Source organism: Paenibacillus sp. GCM10027629 (genome assembly GCF_042676425.1).
Lineage (GTDB): Bacteria > Bacillota > Bacilli > Paenibacillales > Paenibacillaceae > Paenibacillus_K > Paenibacillus_K terrigena.
Map to the genome: position 1 here is coordinate 1 of NZ_JBHTGZ010000001.1, position 17,750 is coordinate 17,750.

The following is a 17,750-nucleotide window of genomic DNA, read 5'->3' on the forward strand; positions in this document are numbered from 1 at the left end:
TGACCAATACTAATCGGTCGAGGGCTTATCCTAAAACATAAAACGCAAATTTATTTCGCATCCGGTTTTCAGGGAGCAAAAAGAAAAGCATAGCTGCCAAGCGCAGTGATGTGGATCGAAATGCTTGCAGCATGTGGTAATGCTGTAAACCTGAATTAGTAATTCGTTTGGTGTCGATGGCGGAGGGGTTCCACGCGTACCCATCCCGAACACGACCGTTAAGCCCTCTAGCGCCGATGGTACTTGGACCGCAGGGTCCTGGGAGAGTAGGACGATGCCAAGCAGCTAAAGACCACTTTTGAGATTCATTTCTCGAAGGTGGTCTTTTTTATGTTGATAACTTCTAATTAGCGTAGCCATTATCAACAGCTTTTTGATCCAAGAATATGTGAAAGTATTTATCCACACTGTGGATAGATGTTAATCAATGCTTGATCGACATAATATACATATTTTCAACAGGATCATCCACGGAATCATACACACCATCCACAAACTCATCCACATGGTTAACAAATCATACACAACTTTATGTATAACTTTATTTTGAAAATAAAATTATCCCCAGCTTTGAGAGGATGACGAATATCCCAAGGATTTGAATTGAACAAGGTACAGTTGAGGTTCGGAAGGATATATTATGTCAGAGGTGAACGCAAAGGGTATATTTCTTATAAGAAATGCAACAATAATAAGAGGGAAGAGATGTTGAAAGTGTGTAGGAAAAGTGATATCATGTTTATAAAGTCAAAGAAAGTCAAGGTCAACTAAACGTCAATGTTTTGACCTTTACATTTCACCATGGAGGATGAATCAATGCGTAATATCTCTGATATTATAGAACAATATCTGAAGAGTATTCTGCATGAGAGTCCGGGCAGTATGATTGAAATTCAACGCAATGAATTAGCCGATCAATTCTCATGTGTCCCGTCACAGATTAATTATGTGATCAGCACGCGATTTACCCTCGAAAAGGGATATGTTGTAGAGAGTAAACGCGGAGGCGGCGGGTATATACGGATTCAACGAATTCAATTGCCTGCGGAACAGGCGATTCAAGAGCATTTACGGCACACCATCGGTGGCCGCATCGAACAAGGGGCCGCGGAGGGGCTGATCTATCAATTAGAAGAAGCCCGTATGATTACAAGGCGTGAAGCGAATCTGCTTCGTGCTGCAGTAAATCGCGATGTGCTCGTGATCAAGCTTCCGCTCCGTGACGAACTCAGGGCGAGCCTGCTCCGCGCGATGCTGTTATCTTTGCTGATGCATAAGAAGTAGTAAGTTAGATCGAAGGAGGTCCTTTACATGGTCTGTCAAGAATGCGGTAAGAAGCCTGCGACATTGCATTTCACGAAAATCGTGAATGGTGAGAAAACGGAATTTCATATTTGTGAATCTTGTGCCCGTGAGAAAGGCGAATTGATTCCGGGAACAGCGAATGGGTTCTCTATTCATAGCTTATTATCGGGATTGCTCGATTTTGATCCGACAGGTAAAGGCAGTTCAACGAGTACCAAAGCACAGACGATTCGATGTGATGAATGTGGATTAACTTATTCACAATTCAGCAAGATAGGACGATTCGGATGTAGTTCATGTTATAAGCATTTTGAGGATCGTCTCGACCCGTTATTCAAAAGAGTTCACGGCAATACCAAACACATCGGCAAAATTCCTAAACGTCGCGGGGGCTCAATTCAAAACAAACGAGAGCTTGAGGAATTAAAGAAGCAGTTGCAATACCGCATCATTCACGAAGAGTTTGAAGATGCTGCTCAAATCCGTGATCAAATACGGGAGCTGGAAAAACGAATTTCTGCAGGATAACATGTCATAGTGCAGTGGAGGGATGTTGGATGGAAGCTCATAAATTCACAGAGAAGGCATTAAGCGAATGGATGCGTGGGAGAGGCCCAGACTCAGACATCGTTATTAGCAGCCGCGTTCGGATTGCGCGTAACTTGGATAACCTTCCATTCCCGATGCTGGCAACAAATCAGCAGTCCAAAGAAATTCTGGAACGATTAAGCCAAGTGGTGCAGGTCAAAGGAATGAAGGAAATCGGTAACTTCTCCGAAGTATTATTAGCCGATATGAGTGAGCTCGATAAACGCGTATTGGTTGAGAAACATCTGATTAGCCCGAATTTGGCGAATGAATCCCGTAATGGGGCTGTCATTATTAGCGATAATGAAGCAGCTAGCATTATGATTAATGAAGAAGATCATCTTCGTATACAATGTCTTTACCCTGGCTTTCAATTAGAAGAAGCTTGGGACCTCGCTAGCAGGATTGACGATGTTTTTGAAGAACAAGTAGATTATGCATTTGATGAGTCACGCGGATATTTGACCAGCTGTCCTACAAATGTAGGTACTGGAATTCGGGCATCGGTGATGATTCATCTGCCTGCTCTCGTCTTAACGCAACAAATGAATCGATTGCTACCGGCAATTACACAGGTAGGTCTAGCCGTTCGAGGCATCTATGGTGAAGGTAGTGAATCGATCGGGAACTTGTTCCAGATATCGAATCAGATCACCTTGGGTCAATCCGAGAAGGAAATCATCGATAATTTGCATAGTGTGGCAAGACAAATCATTGAACATGAGAAAGCGGCGCGGGAGAAGATTATGCTTGAATCCCCGATTCGCATTAAAGACCGTATCCGGAGATCCTTCGGCATCCTAACGCATGCGGAAGTGATGGATTCGAAAGAGGCATCGCAACGGCTATCCGATGTTCGGCTTGGCCTAGATCTCGGTCTAATCGATCATGTTTCATCCGATGTATTGAATGAACTGATTGTGATGTCCCAGACCGGATTTCTACAGCAAGTATACGGTCGCAAGTTAAACACAGAAGAAAGAGATATTTATCGCGCGGCATTAATACGCGATAAGCTTTCTAAATCATAAATTCTAGTTATAATTAGTTTAAGCGGAGGTGTATAGATATGATGTTTGGAAGATTTACAGAGCGAGCACAGAAAGTATTGGCATTAGCGCAAGAAGAAGCCGTGCGTCTAGGTCACAACAATATTGGTACGGAGCATATTCTTCTTGGACTGATTCGTGAAGGAGAAGGCATTGCAGCCAAAGCCTTGATTGCGCTTGGACTGGGACTTGAGAAGATTCAAGACGAAGTCGAATCTTTGATTGGTCGTGGACAGGAGCAACCAACGAATATTGCTTATACGCCTCGTGCGAAGAAAGTCATTGAACTGTCCATGGACGAAGCACGTAAGTTGGGTCATACGTATGTAGGCACTGAACATATCCTTCTTGGATTGATTCGCGAAGGCGAAGGTGTGGCAGCACGTGTACTCAATAATCTAGGCATTAGCTTAAATAAGGCACGTCAGCAAGTGTTGCAGCTCCTAGGCAGTAGCGAAGCTGTATCGAGTCATCATGGAACACCTGCGAATGTCAGCACACCGACGCTCGATTCACTCGCGCGTGATTTAACGGCATTTGCGAAAGACGGGAACTTAGATCCTGTCATCGGCCGCAGTAATGAAATTGAACGCGTGATTCAAGTCTTGAGCCGTAGAACGAAGAACAATCCGGTCCTTATCGGGGAGCCAGGGGTTGGTAAGACGGCGATTGCAGAAGGACTTGCACAACGTATTATCCAGAACGAAATTCCTGAGACGCTGCGTGATAAGCGTGTTATGACCTTGGATATGGGCTCCGTCGTAGCCGGGACCAAATATCGCGGGGAATTCGAAGATCGTCTGAAGAAGATCATGGACGAAATTCGCCAAGCAGGGAATATCATTCTATTCATAGATGAACTTCATACCTTAATCGGTGCAGGCGGAGCAGAAGGCGCTATTGACGCATCGAATATTCTCAAACCTTCTCTAGCACGGGGTGAGTTGCAATGTATCGGTGCGACGACACTCGATGAATACCGCAAGTACATTGAGAAAGATGCTGCACTAGAACGTCGATTCCAGCCGATTACGGTAGATCAGCCTTCCCCAGAGGAAGCGATCCAAATCTTGCATGGACTGCGTGACCGTTACGAAGCCCACCACCGGGTGAAAATTACAGATGAAGCCATTGAAGCAGCGGTGAAATTGTCAGACCGTTACATCACGGATCGGTTCTTACCGGACAAAGCGATTGATTTGATCGATGAAGCAGGTTCGAAGGTAAGGCTAAATTCATATACGGTACCGCCGAATTTGAAACAGCTCGAGAATCGTCTCGAAGATATTCGTAAAGAAAAAGATGCAGCTGTACAGAGCCAAGAGTTCGAGAAAGCAGCGGCACTTCGTGATACAGAGCAGAAGATGCGGGAAGAGCTGGATCTGACGAAGAATCAGTGGAAAGAAAAGCAAGGACGCACCGATTCGGAAGTGACGCCAGATGATATTGCGCAGATCGTAGCGAGCTGGACGGGAATTCCGGTTCGTAAGTTGGCTGAAGAAGAGACCGAGCGTTTGCTCAAGATGGAATCCATTCTTCATGAGCGTGTCATCGGTCAAGAAGAAGCGGTTAAGGCTGTTAGTCGTGCGGTACGTCGTGCACGTGCAGGTCTGAAGGATCCGAAACGTCCAATGGGCTCATTCATCTTCTTAGGTCCTACTGGGGTCGGTAAAACAGAATTAGCACGTGCTCTAGCGGAGTCCCTATTCGGTGATGAGAATGCAGTCATTCGGATCGATATGTCCGAGTATATGGAGAAACATTCGACATCACGTCTGGTCGGAGCGCCTCCAGGATATGTTGGTTATGAAGAGGGCGGTCAATTAACGGAGAAAGTTAGACGTAAGCCATATTCGGTTGTGTTGCTCGATGAAATCGAGAAAGCGCACCCTGAAGTGTTTAACATCTTGCTTCAAGTACTGGAGGATGGACGTCTTACAGATTCTAAAGGCCGTGTCGTAGATTTCCGTAATACGTTGATCATTCTGACTTCGAACGTCGGTGCAGAGGCAATCAAGCGTAATTCTACCCTTGGCTTCACAGCATCGAATGACTCCGGCAAAGATTATAACAACATGAAGGATAAAGTGATGGGCGAGCTGAAGAAGAGCTTCCGTCCAGAGTTCTTGAACCGGATTGATGAGATCATTGTTTTCCATTCGCTCAGTGAAGAGAATATTGCACAGATCGTGTCTCTCATGGCGGAAGATCTTCGTCATCGACTGAAGGAACAAGAAGTCGACTTCACGTTGACGGACAAAGCGAAAGCTTTCCTCGCGAAGGAAGGGTTTGATCCAGCTTACGGTGCGCGTCCGTTGCGTCGTGCGATTCAGAAACATATTGAAGATCGTCTCTCGGAAGAGCTCTTAATGGGTAAAATTTCGAAGGGTGACAGCTTAACCATTGATGAGCAGGAAGGCAATTTGGTCGTCCTGCATCACTAAAATAACCTTTTTCGTACGTATTGTACGAATATTGAACCCGGAACCTATAAGGTTTCGGGTTTTCCTTTTCTCTCATGATTAAAAATGTTAAAATTGAAAGAAGTACGAAATTTGCGAAAACAGTCATTTTTCGCCAAAGATGAATGTTAGTTAGGAGAGCGAAATGGCGAAAGTCAAAACAAAATTTTATTGTACCGAATGCGGTCACGAGACAGCGAAATGGTTCGGCAAATGTCCTGGTTGCATGAGCTGGAATACGATGGTCGAAGAGACCCAGACAGTAGTCAAGACGCAAGGGATGCAATCGCCCATTTTTCATACGAAAGAAAAACCCCAATCCATCATACATATAGAGAGTGGTAAAGAACCTCGCATTCAGACACACATCGCTGAGCTTAATCGTGTTCTGGGCGGCGGATTTGTTCCCGGATCATTAATTCTAGTAGGCGGTGATCCCGGCATTGGGAAATCCACACTGCTGCTGCAGACGTCACATGCGCTTACTGTAGCGGGGCTCAAGGTGCTCTATGTATCGGGCGAGGAATCGGTTCGCCAGACAAGACTGCGTGCCGATCGATTAAATGCATTGTCTGAGTCTCTATTCGTGTTATGTGAGACGAATCTCGAGCAGATAGAGGAAGCTATTGATGAGATCCAGCCTGATTTCCTCGTCATTGACTCGATTCAGACAGTATACCAACCCTCTGTAGCTTCGGCACCTGGTAGTGTCTCGCAAGTTCGTGAATGTACAGCGCATTTTATGCGTATTGCTAAGGTCAAGGGAATTGCGACCGTGCTCGTGGGGCATGTCACTAAGGAAGGAGCGATCGCAGGGCCACGTTTATTGGAACATATGGTGGACTGTGTGTTGTATTTCGAAGGGGAGCGGCATCATACATACCGATTGCTGCGTGCGGTGAAGAACCGATTCGGTTCGACCAATGAAATTGGCATTTTCGAGATGCAAGAAACAGGGCTTGAGGAAGTATCTAACCCATCGGAGTTGTTCTTATCAGAACGGCCTCTCGGGGTGGCGGGATCGACTGTTGTAGCTAGTGTGGAAGGAACTCGTCCAGTTCTTGTTGAACTCCAAGCTTTGGTAGCTTCGACGAATTTCCCGTCGCCACGGCGAATGTCGACAGGTGTCGATCACCAGCGAATGTCGCTTATTATTGCGGTGCTGGAGAAACGAATGGGCATGTTCTTGCAGAATCAGGATGCTTATTTGAATGTTGCGGGTGGCGTTAAGCTCGATGAGCCTGCGGTTGACCTTGCGATTGCCGTGAGTATTGCGTCAAGTTTCAAGGATGCACCAACACAGCCGTACGATGTATTTTTCGGTGAGATTGGACTAACAGGGGAAGTGCGAGCCGTATCACGTGTGGAACAGCGGGTCAAAGAGGCACACAAGCTTGGCTTCAAGCGTGTGATTATGCCTGAGAAAAGTATAAAGGGGTGGAAAGCGCCCAAGGGGATCGAAATTATCGGTGTTAACACCGTAGCGGAAGCGCTAAGAGCTGCATTAGGTTAGGGGGCATAATAGAGAATGAAAGAAACGGTTCAACAAGATAATGTAAATGATCTTCTTCGATTGGTTGCGCCAGGGACACCGTTTCGGGATGGGCTGGAGAATGTCCTTCGCGCGAAAACCGGGGGATTAATCGTTGTTGGATACAGTCCGGAAGTAATGGAAGTCGTAGATGGAGGATTCTCCATTAACTGTGATTTCTCGCCGAACTATCTGTACGAGCTTGCGAAGATGGATGGTGCGATCATTTTAAGTGAAGACTTAAAAAGAATCCTCTATGCCAATACGCAGCTTATCCCGGATTCATCGATATCCTCCATTGAGACAGGGATTAGACATCGTACAGCGGAGCGGGTGGCTAAGCAGACGGGAAAGCTCGTCGTGTCCATATCCCAACGGCGTAATGTGATTACCCTATATCAAGGGAACTTACGTTATTCCCTCAAAGAAATTGGCGTCATCTTAACGAAAGCGAATCAAGCGATCCAGACGTTGGAGCGGTACAAAGTGGTACTGAATCAAGCGCTGACGAACCTGACAGCCTCTGAATTTGAAGAGCTGGTTACATTGCAGGAAGTTGTGCATGTCGTACAGCGGTTCGAAATGGCGCTTCGAATCAAGCAGGAGATCAAACGATACATTCACGAGTTAGGCAATGAAGGCCGTTTGATTAGTATGCAGATGGAAGAATTGGTGGGTAATACCGAGGAAGATGCAAGGCTGTTGATCAAAGACTATGCGAAGGATATATCCGAGGAGAAGCTGAAGGAAATCTTCGTATGTCTTAAGAAGTGCAGCTCGGATGAACTGCTTGATGCACATTTTATTATTCGATTATTAGGGTACCAATCTTCGAACTTGATGACGGAAGAATCGGTTGCGCCACGCGGTTATCGCGTCCTGAGTAAAATTCCGCGCTTGCCGAATGTCATCATAAACAACTTGGTTCAGCGGTTCTACCAGCTGCCGCATGTAACCATGGCGACGATCGAAGAATTGGATGAAGTGGATGGAATTGGTGAAGTGCGTGCCCGTACGATTAAGGAAGGTCTTAAGCGTATCCAAGAACAGGTGTTTATTGACAGACAAATATAAATTGTCATACAATCAATGAATGACACTGGGGCATAGTAAATATGAGGTGAGTCTATGATAACAAAATCGATTCCGAACTTGTTTACGATTAGTAACTTGGTTCTCGGAATTATTTCCATCATATTAGTCTTTAACGGTGAGAATGATTATGCCGCTATTATGGTGATTATTGCTATGCTAATGGATGGGCTTGACGGCCATTTCGCTCGTGCACTCAATGTGCAGAGTGAATTCGGGAAAGAGCTTGATTCCCTGTCTGATGTAATATCTTTTGGTGTAGCTCCAGCTTTTATTATGTATGTGACTGCGTTTACGCATTTGAACCCGTTGCTCGCATGGTCGGTAACGGCAATATTTCCGATTTGTGGTGCACTACGTCTTGCAAGGTTTAACGTTATATCAGGTACGCCAGGCTATTTCATCGGGCTTCCGATTCCGGCAGCGGGTGGCGTTCTATGTACATTAGCGTTGTTCCATGCAGATCTTGCTACACCTTATCTTGTGATTAGTTCGTTATTGCTGTCGTATCTGATGGTTAGCCGTGTGAAATATCCGAACTTCAAGAAGGTTGGAATCCCTAAGAAGGCACTCTGGATCGCTCCGATCGTTATTATTATAGCTTTATTTCTTGCCCTTAGGTTCCCGGCACAGACGCCGAAATTGATTCTTATCCCGCTCGCATTCTATGCGTTGTATGGCTTAAAAAAAAACGTTGAGTTGGTATTCACCAAGCGACGTAAAAACAAGCGTGCAGCCTCCAAAGCAGAAGAGGCTTCGCGTTCTGATCAACTAAATAGCTGATTTACTCAAATAAAAAGCATTTATTTCGTTCTCCAAGGAGATCTGAAATAAATGCTTTTTTATTTTTTATATCAGTCTGATGGGACTACGATAAATTGAAAAATCCGAGCGTGGAGCATTTCTTCGACTCACTCTGTACGACATCATTCATTTTCACATCAAGTAAGTTACATAATGCCGACATGTAGAATAAGTTCCTACCGAGTTCGGCTGTAACCACTTCTCTGCAATTCTCGCAGAGTTGGCCGTTCAAGTGGCTTGAGAGCTGATGATTGGTCTGCGTTATTTCCTCCGGATAAGATTGCTTGCTTGCATTCAGTTCGATACATCCGCATTCCGTAACCGCTTTCACGACAGAACGATTAACCGATGCGTTGGACTGGCCATATTTCGAGAGAACATCCAAGAGACTGCGGTGACGTAGTAACAATTCGGAGACCTGCTCCTGAAACGCTTGTAAAGTCGACTCACTCATGTGTATACACCTCGATTTATTAGTATTCTTGATTACAATCTTAAATGTCGAATCCGAATTTAACTCAATTATAAGTGAATGAATTACCAGTTATCAATGAAAAAAGTTCTATCTGCAAAGATTAGCTTGGATGAATTTGGACCATAATTGTAAAGGAGGTGAATCTTATGTTAAAAAAAGGAATACAAACCCTATGGTTGTTGTTAGGGGCTTGGGTTGGATTTGTGGTGTACTCACTCGCAGGAATTCAGACGACAGATTGGCTGCAATCGTTGTTCGGTGATGCAAGTGCACTGGTTGGAACTGTGTTATTTATGGGTATCAGTATGACGGTATTTTTGGTCTTATTTTCACTAGGTGGGGATTCGGTCTTGAGCCGGGTTCGGACTGGACTTGATAAGGTAACAAGCCTTCCTTTTGAACACGTATTTGCTGCATTTCTTGGACTTGTTGGTGGATTAGGTGTGGCTTACCTGTTAGAGCCGATCGTAGAATCGCTTGGTAATGTAATGGGCATTGTTCTGACATTGGCCTGTGGTGCTGCAGGGTTATGGCTAGGACTGCAACGGAGAGAAGAACTTGTAGCAATTATCACCCGAGGAAGAGGCGGCAGTGGAGAAAGTCGGCCTGATCGTGGGAATGAGGAACATAAGATTCTGGATACCAGCGTCATTATTGACGGACGGATTGCAGACATTTGCAAGACAGGCTTTATCGAGGGCACCATTGTTATCCCAGAATTCGTACTCGAGGAACTTCAGCATATCGCCGATTCGTCGGACCTGTTGAAGCGGAATCGGGGGCGCAGAGGACTGGATATTCTGAACAAAATTCAGAAAGAGCTTGAAGTTAAAGTGCTGATCTACGAAGGTGACTTTGATGAAATCTCCGAGGTGGATAGCAAGCTTGTGAAGCTGGCCAAAGTTCTCCAGGGTAAAGTGGTTACGAATGATTTCAATTTGAACAAAGTGTGTGAGCTGCAAGGGGTATCCGTACTTAATATTAATGATTTGGCTAACGCTGTGAAGCCGGTTGTATTGCCTGGTGAAGAAATCATCGTTCAAGTGATCAAAGATGGTAAGGAGCACGGTCAAGGCGTAGCTTACTTAGATGATGGCACGATGATCGTTGTTGAGGGTGGACGAGAGTATATCGGGACGACGATGGAAGTGCTCGTGACAAGTGTGCTGCAGACTTCTGCAGGCCGAATGATCTTCGCAAAGCCGAAATTGTTGGAAAAAGCCCAATAATATTCCCCACAAAGTGACGATCTGGCTTCGAAACTGATTCTGTTTTTGCGGAGCCCCCGGATAATTATAAAGTCTAACATGTTAAAAAAGGGTTGTTGATCGCATATGTCGAATCTGTAGATAGATCAAACTATGCGAGATAGCAAGGCAGGGATATACATGAACAATCGGGTTGGCGCAGTCATCGTCGCTGCAGGGAAAGGTTCAAGGATGGGGACACCGGAGAGCAAGCAATATTTGCTGCTGGAAGGGAAACCGATTCTTGTCCATACGCTGCTGCAATTCGAACAGATGACACTGATCGATGAGATCGTACTCGTCGTAGGTACACAAGATGTTGAACGTTGTACAGCATGGATTAAGACGTATGGTCTTCAGAAAATAACAAAAATCGTCGCAGGTGGAGCGGAGCGTCAATTTTCGGTCTATCAAGGGCTGCTCGCTCTGAATGCCGATTGGGTCTTTATCCATGATGGGGTTCGTCCTTTTGTGACGGAGGAGCGGGTTCGCGCTTGTTATGAAGCAGCAGTGCGTCATGGGGCAGCCGTCCTTGCTGTACAGGTGAAGGATACGATCAAACAGGTGAATGAAGCAGGTCGAATCGAACATACGCCAGACCGCCGCAGCTTGTGGGCTATCCAGACCCCACAGGCTTTTCGCTATGCGGATGTGGTTCGAGCGCATGAAGAGGCGCAGCGAGAGCAGTTTGTCGGGACCGATGATTCTATGTTGGTCGAGCGACTAGGATTGCCCGTGTATGTCGTTGAAGGGGATTATACGAATATCAAAATTACGACGCCAGACGACCTGGTATCGGCAGAGTTCTGGTTACAGCAAATGAGGGAGGAACAGAAATGATTCGAGTTGGACAAGGCTTTGATGTACATCAACTGGTAGAGGGAAGACCGTGCATTATCGGGGGGATTACGATTCCTTATGAGAAAGGGCTTCTAGGGCACTCAGATGCGGATGTGCTGCTTCATGCCATTAGTGATGCCATTCTTGGCGCACTCGGTCTTGGGGATATTGGCAAGCATTTTCCGGATACAGATGAACGGTTCAAGGATGCCGATAGCGTGAAGCTGCTGGAGGAAATCTGGGTGATGGCCAAAGATGCTGGGTATGGGCTGGGTAATCTAGACTGCACGATTATTGCGCAGAAGCCGAAGATGCTTCCTTATATCCCGCAAATGCAGGAACGGATTGCTCAGGTGCTGGAAGCCGATGTAACGAAAATCAATGTGAAGGCAACGACGACAGAACAGCTTGGCTTTACGGGGCGTGGCGAAGGAATTGCAGCCCAGTCGGTTGTCTGCCTCATTCAGAATGTGTTATGATTAAGGGTATTTAAAGGCGATGAAGTCGCAATTCTCCGCATGGAAAAGGAGCTAGAGTCCTATGACACAAGAAGTTCGTGTACGTTATGCGCCAAGCCCGACGGGACATTTACATATCGGTAATGCAAGAACGGCGCTATTCAACTATTTGTTCGCACGTCATCATAATGGAAAATTCATCATTCGTATTGAAGACACGGATCTCAAACGGAATATTGAGGGTGGGGAAGAAAGCCAGTTAACCTACCTAAAATGGCTTGGAATCACTTGGGATGAGAGTATTGATGTTGGCGGAGAGTACGGTCCATACCGTCAGACGGAACGTCTTGATATTTATAATCAATATGCCCAGCAGCTGATCGATGGTGGATTTGCATATAAATGTTATTGTACGGAAGAAGAGCTGGAGCAAGAGCGTGAAGAGCAGACAGCTCGCGGAGAAATGCCGCGTTATTCAGGTCGTCATCGGGATTTAACGGATGAGCAACGCGCTGCGTTCGAAGCAGAGGGTCGTGTACCGAGCATTCGCTTCCGTGTACCTGAAGGTAGAACCTTTAGCTTCGATGATATGGTCAAAGGTTCGATTTCATTCGAATCCGATGTGTCCGGTGATTTCGTAATTGTGAAGAAAGATGGAATTGCAACATACAATTTCGCAGTTGTTATCGATGATTATCTGATGAAAATTTCACATGTATTGCGCGGAGAGGATCATGTCTCCAATACGCCTCGCCAGTTGATGATCTATGATGCACTTGGCTGGGAAGCGCCGATATTTGGTCATATGACATTAATTGTGAATGAGCATCATAAAAAATTAAGTAAGCGTGATGAATCAATCATTCAATTTATCGAACAATATGATCAATTGGGTTACTTGCCGGAAGCGTTATTTAACTTCATCGCACTGCTCGGCTGGTCGCCTAAAGGCGAAGATGAGATCTTCTCACGTGAGCAGTTCATTGAGATTTTCGATGCAGGTCGCTTGTCGAAGAGCCCAGCGGTGTTCGATACGAACAAATTAAGCTGGTTAAATAATCACTATATTAAGAATGCAGAGCCAGCGCGCATCGCTGCGATAGCAATACCTCATCTGCAAAAAGCAGGATTGTTGCCAGCGACGTTGTCCGAGGCAGAACAAGCTTGGGCGAATTCGCTCGTTGCGTTATACCAAGAGCAAATGCGCGCTGCTTCCGATATCGTTGAACTGTCTGCGTTATTCTTCCAAGATGAGATTCAAATGGATGAAGAAGGAGCAGCAGTTCTTGCGGAAGAGCAAGTGCCAGCTGTACTAACGGCATTCCTTGGCAAAGCGGAAGCTTTAACGGAGTTCACGGCAGATTCGCTTAAGACCGCGATCAAGGAAGTGCAGAAAGAAACGGGCACGAAAGGCAAACAATTGTTCATGCCGATTCGTGTGGCGTTAACGGGACAGACGCATGGTCGCGATCTCAACGAGACGATTGCGCTTCTCGGACAAAATAAAGTCGTTGCAAGACTTCGTGCATTTTTGGCATAAGACGGGATCCCTCAATTAACAGATTTTCGTCTCTTGTCAGAGTGGCATGTGTTGGATATAATTACAATCAACATCAATCCATAAAGGCTATGAGCAGGAAAAGTAAGCTGTGTTGTATAGGATGTCAGAGAGGGCAATCAAGGCTGTGAGTTGCCTAATCCTATGAAGCTGAACATGCACCTGGGAGCTGTATTTCCGATCTGCTGTGCAGGGTAGGGGGTATCGTGTCGTCCGCGTTAAGGACGCTAAAGTGAAGCGTTTATTATGATGAAAGTTGATTTTCAACCTCATCTAGGCGCTTAAGCAGAGTGGGACCGCGTTTGTACGTCTCTGCAGCAAGATACCTTGCTGTAGGGGCGTTTTCTATTTTGAGGGGATAGAAGGGGATCAGCATGTTTCAGAGAATGAGGTCGGATATTCAGACGGTGTTTGAGAACGACCCGGCGGCAAGAAGCAAGTTTGAAGTGGTCTTTACTTACTCAGGGTTGCATGCCATTTGGGCGCATCGATTGGCGAATTGGTTATTTAGACACCGGTGGTATAGTGTTGCGCGCGTCATTTCGCAGACGAGTCGATTTTTTACAGGGATCGAGATTCATCCCGGTGCTACACTCGGAGATCGGCTGTTTATTGACCATGGTATGGGGGTCGTCATTGGAGAGACATGTGAGATCGGCAACAATGTGGTGATCTATCAAGGCGTTACACTTGGGGGAACCGGGAAAGAAAAAGGAAAACGTCATCCAACGATCGGCAATAATGTGGTTATTGCGTCAGGAGCGAAAGTCCTCGGATCTTTTCGTGTAGGAGACAATGCGATGATCGGTGCCAATTCGGTCGTGCTTAATGAAGTGCCGCCGAACAGCACGGTTGTCGGGATTCCTGGACGTATCGTGAAGCAGGATGGGAAGCGGCTCGATCGCTTAAGCCATAATCAAGTATCGGACCCGATTATTGATCAATTCAGACAGATGCAAGAACAAATCGATCGACTGAAGAAGGAACTCAGTATCGTACAGGAACAACAATAAACGAAAGAGGGCGTGTAAAACATGGCGTTGCACATCTACAACACGATGAATCGAACGAAGGAGCTTTTTGAACCTCTTGAAGCGGGGAAGGTCCGTATGTACACATGCGGTCCTACGGTATATGATTACATTCATGTCGGGAATGCGCGTCCGGTTATTTTCTTCGATGTTGTTCGCCGTTATTTAGAAACAATTGGCTATGAAGTGAATTATGTAACGAATTTTACGGATGTGGATGATAAATTAATTCGTAAAGCAGAACAGCTGGGAACGACTGTGCCAGAAGTGGCAGAGCGTTATATCCAAGCATTCAATGAAGATATTGAAGGCCTTGGAGTTCGCCCGGCAACGATGAACCCGCGCGTAACGGAGAATATTGCAGAGATTGTGGAGTTCATCCAAAAGCTCGTCGATCAGGATTTTGCTTATGCAAGCCAAGGCGATGTCTATTTCCGTACGCAGAAGTTCAAGGACTATGGCAAGCTGTCTCACCAGAATATTGAAGAGCTGCAGTTCGGGATCCGGATTGAGGTTGATGAGCGCAAAGAGAATGCAGAAGATTTCGTTCTCTGGAAAGGTGCCAAACCAGGCGAGATCTATTGGAGCAGCCCATGGGGCAACGGACGTCCAGGCTGGCATATCGAGTGTTCAGCAATGGTAAAACGCTATTTGGGGGATACTCTGGATATCCATGGCGGCGGTCAAGATTTGCAGTTCCCGCATCATGAGTGTGAGATTGCACAGTCAGAATCCGTAACCGGCAAGTCACTCGCGAACTACTGGATGCATAACGGCTATATCAATATCGATAATGAAAAAATGTCTAAATCACTCGGTAACGGCATTTCGGTCGTCGAGCTTCGTAAGAAATATAAAGCGCCTGTACTGCGGTACTTCATGCTGTCAGGCCACTATCGGAATCCGCTTAATTTCACGGAAGAAGTGATGGCACAAGCAGAGAACAGTGTATCGCGTATTGAGAATGCATATGCGAATTTACAGCACCGCCTACGGTCAGCTGTTGATCCGGGGGAGGCAAGCGAGGAGCTTACCGAGCGGCTTAGCCACATCCGTGAGCAATTCCATGCCAAAATGGATGACGACTTTAATACAGCGGATGCGATAACAGCGTGGTTTGACCTTGTGAGCGAGACGAATCTGGTTTTACAGCGGGCTATCGTGAAAGCCGGCGAATTACAAGCGATTGCGGCGCTGTTCGATCATTTCAATGACGTATTGGGCCTTGTTGAGAACAAGCCGGAAGAACTACTGGATGAAGAGATCGAGAATCTGATTGCGGAGCGGGTTGACGCGCGTAAATCAAAAAATTGGGCGCGTGCGGATGAAATTCGTGACCTCCTAGCCGAGCAGAACATCGTGCTGGAAGATACCCCGCAAGGGATGCGTTGGCGCCGTAAATGAGAGCAGGTGAAGCATGAATTCGAATGAAGAGAAAGATGCGGACTATTGGTTCAGTTATCCGCCAGCGAAGAAACCGCAGTTGATGAATCCAATCGTACTCGCTTACATCGGCGATGCGATCTATGAGGTCGCGATTCGGCAATATTTAATTTCCCAGCCGAATCAGCGGCCGCATCATTTGCACCGGCAGGCAACGCAGTTTGTATCTGCCAAAGCACAGTGCAAATTTCTTGGGTTATGGATGCCGCTGTTAACGGAAGAAGAACAAGATGTTGTGCGTCAGGGACGTAATGCAAAGTCAGGAAGTGTTCCGAAGAATGCGGATGTTCTGGAGTATCGGCATGCGACGGCGTTTGAATGTCTTGTTGGATTTTTGTATTACAACAAACAAATGGATCGGCTGCAATATTTAATTGGACTCGCGATTGAACAGTCACAGCAAGAGAATCCAAAGACATAAAAGCTCGGGAGGCTATCACAATGGAAGAGTTTATTGCCGGGAAGCATTCAGTTATGGAGGCGCTTCGCTCCGGTCGCACAATCAATAAAATATGGATCGCAGATAACGCGCAGAAGCATCTTACGCTTCCGATCCTAGCTGAAGCGAAAAATGCAAAAGTTGTCGTCCAAAATGCGGACAAACGTAAATTGGATCAAATGGTACCGGACGTGCAGCATCAAGGTGTTGTTGCACAAGTGGCAGCTTATGAATATGTAGAGGTTGAGGATATTCTGGCAGCTGCGCAGGAGCGGGGAGAAATGCCTTTTATTCTCATCTTGGATGAGATCGAAGATCCGCATAACCTTGGGTCTATCTTGCGTACGGCCGATTGCACGGGAGTACACGGTGTTATCATTCCGAAACGCCGCTCTGTCGGACTCACTGCAACAGTATCCAAGACTTCTGCTGGTGCGGTAGAGTACGTCCCAGTTGCGCGAGTGACGAATCTTGCACAGACCATTGATCAGTTGAAGAAGGATGGCGTCTGGGTCATTGGAACGGATGTCGAAGCACAGCAAGAGCTGTTCGACGCGAATCATTTCAATATGCCGATTGCGGTCATCATTGGGAATGAAAGCAAAGGTATGGGGCGTCTGTTAAAGGATAAATGCGATTTTCTCATCAAATTGCCTATGGCTGGACAGATTAATTCCTTGAATGCTTCCGTTGCCGCAGGTGTGTTCATGTACGAGGTTGTGAGACAGCGCAAGCAGCAAGGCTAGACCATGGGGAAGAAGCGAACACCGGACTTGCGGGATGTGATGCTCGTCGACGGTTACAATATGATCGGCTCCTGGCCGGAGCTGGTCACTTTGTCGCGTATCAGTCTGCAAGAAGCAAGGGATCATCTGTTGAATCGATTGGCAGACTATCAAGCTTTTTCGGGAAGACGTGTGATCGTTGTCTTTGATGCTTACCGCGTACCTGGACTTGGCGGAGTATTCGCTCAGAATCAAATTTCCGTTCATTTCACAAAAGAGAAAGAAACTGCCGATGAATGTATAGAACGCTTCGTGCATGAACTGACGCATCGACGGAGACAGATTTATGTTGCCACTTCAGATTCTGTGGAGCAGCATGTCGCTTTTGGCCAAGGTGCCTTAAGAGTGTCTGCAAGAGAGCTATTGATCGAAATTGAGCATAGCAAACGCGAAGTTAAGACGTTTATTGAACGAGACCAACCAAGTAACAAGAGAAATCCATTAGAGAGCAAGATGAGTGCAGATATCCTTTCGAAGTTGGAACAAATGCGGCGAGGGAAATGACATTCTTGAATTAGTAAAATGATGAAATAATTGGGTATAAAAGTGATATTTTACTAAGTGTAATAGAATTTGGATGACCTTGGTTGACGGTGTAGGTTACATAATATATACTGGAGTCTATACTTTAATGAGAGTTTCG

Annotated in this window: 17 protein-coding genes and 1 rRNA gene; 17 read left to right on the plus strand and 1 reads right to left on the minus strand. The window is 46.1% G+C overall.

Annotation, left to right across the window (positions count from 1 at the left end):
• Nucleotides 1-166 precede the first annotated feature (166 nt).
• The 8 genes from rrf (at nt 167) to pssA (ending at nt 8,810) form a co-directional block, all read left to right on the plus strand.
• Nucleotides 167-283: ribosomal RNA gene (gene rrf, locus ACFQZR_RS00005) — 5S ribosomal RNA — on the plus strand.
• A 533-nt stretch (nt 284-816) separates the two neighbouring features.
• Nucleotides 817-1,284, plus strand: a complete 468-nt coding sequence (locus tag ACFQZR_RS00010) for a CtsR family transcriptional regulator (protein ID WP_379341685.1) — start codon at nt 817-819, stop codon at nt 1,282-1,284.
• 27 nt (nt 1,285-1,311) lie between these two features.
• Nucleotides 1,312-1,833, plus strand: coding sequence for a protein-arginine kinase activator protein McsA (gene mcsA / locus ACFQZR_RS00015; RefSeq protein WP_018759744.1), 522 nt, complete (start codon nt 1,312-1,314; stop codon nt 1,831-1,833).
• 29 nt (nt 1,834-1,862) lie between these two features.
• A complete protein-coding gene (gene mcsB, locus ACFQZR_RS00020) occupies nt 1,863-2,924 on the plus strand; it encodes a protein-arginine kinase McsB (RefSeq protein ID WP_379341687.1) in 1,062 nt (353 codons plus the stop codon).
• A 38-nt stretch (nt 2,925-2,962) separates the two neighbouring features.
• Nucleotides 2,963-5,386, plus strand: a complete 2,424-nt coding sequence (gene clpC, locus ACFQZR_RS00025) for an ATP-dependent protease ATP-binding subunit ClpC (RefSeq protein ID WP_379341690.1) — start codon at nt 2,963-2,965, stop codon at nt 5,384-5,386.
• A gap of 163 nt (nt 5,387-5,549) precedes the next feature.
• Entirely contained in the window at nt 5,550-6,917 is a 1,368-nt protein-coding gene (gene radA / locus ACFQZR_RS00030) for a DNA repair protein RadA (protein WP_379341692.1), read from the plus strand.
• A 15-nt stretch (nt 6,918-6,932) separates the two neighbouring features.
• Entirely contained in the window at nt 6,933-8,009 is a 1,077-nt protein-coding gene (disA, locus tag ACFQZR_RS00035) for a DNA integrity scanning diadenylate cyclase DisA (protein WP_018759740.1), read from the plus strand.
• A gap of 54 nt (nt 8,010-8,063) precedes the next feature.
• Nucleotides 8,064-8,810, plus strand: coding sequence for a CDP-diacylglycerol--serine O-phosphatidyltransferase (pssA, locus tag ACFQZR_RS00040; RefSeq protein ID WP_379341695.1), 747 nt, complete (start codon nt 8,064-8,066; stop codon nt 8,808-8,810).
• Between the two features lie 85 nt (nt 8,811-8,895).
• Here the strand turns inward: pssA and ACFQZR_RS00045 are convergent, their stop codons facing one another.
• Nucleotides 8,896-9,285: a nucleoside triphosphate pyrophosphohydrolase family protein gene (locus tag ACFQZR_RS00045; protein ID WP_018759738.1), complete on the minus strand. Its 390-nt coding sequence runs from the start codon at nt 9,283-9,285 to the stop codon at nt 8,896-8,898.
• 167 nt (nt 9,286-9,452) lie between these two features.
• Between ACFQZR_RS00045 and ACFQZR_RS00050 the strand changes: the two genes are divergently transcribed.
• The 9 genes from ACFQZR_RS00050 (at nt 9,453) to ACFQZR_RS00090 (ending at nt 17,611) form a co-directional block, all read left to right on the plus strand.
• Complete coding sequence (locus ACFQZR_RS00050; RefSeq protein WP_379341697.1) at nt 9,453-10,535, plus strand: PIN/TRAM domain-containing protein; 1,083 nt, start codon at nt 9,453-9,455, stop codon at nt 10,533-10,535.
• A 159-nt stretch (nt 10,536-10,694) separates the two neighbouring features.
• Nucleotides 10,695-11,393, plus strand: a complete 699-nt coding sequence (gene ispD, locus ACFQZR_RS00055) for a 2-C-methyl-D-erythritol 4-phosphate cytidylyltransferase (RefSeq protein ID WP_379341699.1) — start codon at nt 10,695-10,697, stop codon at nt 11,391-11,393.
• Complete coding sequence (ispF, locus tag ACFQZR_RS00060; protein ID WP_379341701.1) at nt 11,390-11,872, plus strand: 2-C-methyl-D-erythritol 2,4-cyclodiphosphate synthase; 483 nt, start codon at nt 11,390-11,392, stop codon at nt 11,870-11,872. The genes ispD and ispF overlap by 4 nt, the downstream gene beginning before the upstream one ends.
• 61 nt (nt 11,873-11,933) lie before the next feature.
• On the plus strand, nt 11,934-13,391 hold the full coding sequence (gene gltX, locus ACFQZR_RS00065; protein WP_379341703.1) for a glutamate--tRNA ligase: 1,458 nt from the start codon (nt 11,934-11,936) through the stop codon (nt 13,389-13,391).
• A gap of 392 nt (nt 13,392-13,783) precedes the next feature.
• Nucleotides 13,784-14,422 (plus strand): serine O-acetyltransferase, encoded by a 639-nt coding sequence (gene cysE, locus ACFQZR_RS00070; RefSeq protein ID WP_379341705.1) that lies wholly within the window; start codon nt 13,784-13,786, stop codon nt 14,420-14,422.
• A gap of 21 nt (nt 14,423-14,443) precedes the next feature.
• The gene (cysS, locus tag ACFQZR_RS00075) at nt 14,444-15,844 is read left to right on the plus strand and encodes a cysteine--tRNA ligase (protein WP_379341707.1); all 1,401 of its coding nucleotides are present in this window, start codon (nt 14,444-14,446) and stop codon (nt 15,842-15,844) included.
• 13 nt (nt 15,845-15,857) lie between these two features.
• Nucleotides 15,858-16,304, plus strand: a complete 447-nt coding sequence (locus ACFQZR_RS00080) for a Mini-ribonuclease 3 (protein WP_379341709.1) — start codon at nt 15,858-15,860, stop codon at nt 16,302-16,304.
• A gap of 20 nt (nt 16,305-16,324) precedes the next feature.
• Complete coding sequence (gene rlmB / locus ACFQZR_RS00085; protein WP_379341711.1) at nt 16,325-17,068, plus strand: 23S rRNA (guanosine(2251)-2'-O)-methyltransferase RlmB; 744 nt, start codon at nt 16,325-16,327, stop codon at nt 17,066-17,068.
• A 3-nt stretch (nt 17,069-17,071) separates the two neighbouring features.
• Entirely contained in the window at nt 17,072-17,611 is a 540-nt protein-coding gene (locus ACFQZR_RS00090) for an NYN domain-containing protein (protein WP_018759729.1), read from the plus strand.
• The last annotated feature ends 139 nt before the right edge of the window (nt 17,612-17,750 follow it).

Excerpts from the sequence above, each read along its gene's own strand:
- ACFQZR_RS00010 (WP_379341685.1), top strand. The coding sequence starts at position 817 with ATGCGTAATATCTCTGATATTATAGAACAATATCTGAAGAGTATTCTG.
- mcsA (WP_018759744.1), top strand. The coding sequence starts at position 1,312 with ATGGTCTGTCAAGAATGCGGTAAGAAGCCTGCGACATTGCATTTCACG.
- mcsB (WP_379341687.1), top strand. The coding sequence starts at position 1,863 with ATGGAAGCTCATAAATTCACAGAGAAGGCATTAAGCGAATGGATGCGT.
- clpC (WP_379341690.1), top strand. The coding sequence starts at position 2,963 with ATGATGTTTGGAAGATTTACAGAGCGAGCACAGAAAGTATTGGCATTA.
- radA (WP_379341692.1), top strand. The coding sequence starts at position 5,550 with ATGGCGAAAGTCAAAACAAAATTTTATTGTACCGAATGCGGTCACGAG.
- disA (WP_018759740.1), top strand. The coding sequence starts at position 6,933 with ATGAAAGAAACGGTTCAACAAGATAATGTAAATGATCTTCTTCGATTG.
- pssA (WP_379341695.1), top strand. The coding sequence starts at position 8,064 with ATGATAACAAAATCGATTCCGAACTTGTTTACGATTAGTAACTTGGTT.
- ACFQZR_RS00045 (WP_018759738.1), bottom strand. The coding sequence starts at position 9,285 with ATGAGTGAGTCGACTTTACAAGCGTTTCAGGAGCAGGTCTCCGAATTG.
- ACFQZR_RS00050 (WP_379341697.1), top strand. The coding sequence starts at position 9,453 with ATGTTAAAAAAAGGAATACAAACCCTATGGTTGTTGTTAGGGGCTTGG.
- ispD (WP_379341699.1), top strand. The coding sequence starts at position 10,695 with ATGAACAATCGGGTTGGCGCAGTCATCGTCGCTGCAGGGAAAGGTTCA.
- ispF (WP_379341701.1), top strand. The coding sequence starts at position 11,390 with ATGATTCGAGTTGGACAAGGCTTTGATGTACATCAACTGGTAGAGGGA.
- gltX (WP_379341703.1), top strand. The coding sequence starts at position 11,934 with ATGACACAAGAAGTTCGTGTACGTTATGCGCCAAGCCCGACGGGACAT.
- cysE (WP_379341705.1), top strand. The coding sequence starts at position 13,784 with ATGTTTCAGAGAATGAGGTCGGATATTCAGACGGTGTTTGAGAACGAC.
- cysS (WP_379341707.1), top strand. The coding sequence starts at position 14,444 with ATGGCGTTGCACATCTACAACACGATGAATCGAACGAAGGAGCTTTTT.
- ACFQZR_RS00080 (WP_379341709.1), top strand. The coding sequence starts at position 15,858 with ATGAATTCGAATGAAGAGAAAGATGCGGACTATTGGTTCAGTTATCCG.
- rlmB (WP_379341711.1), top strand. The coding sequence starts at position 16,325 with ATGGAAGAGTTTATTGCCGGGAAGCATTCAGTTATGGAGGCGCTTCGC.
- ACFQZR_RS00090 (WP_018759729.1), top strand. The coding sequence starts at position 17,072 with ATGGGGAAGAAGCGAACACCGGACTTGCGGGATGTGATGCTCGTCGAC.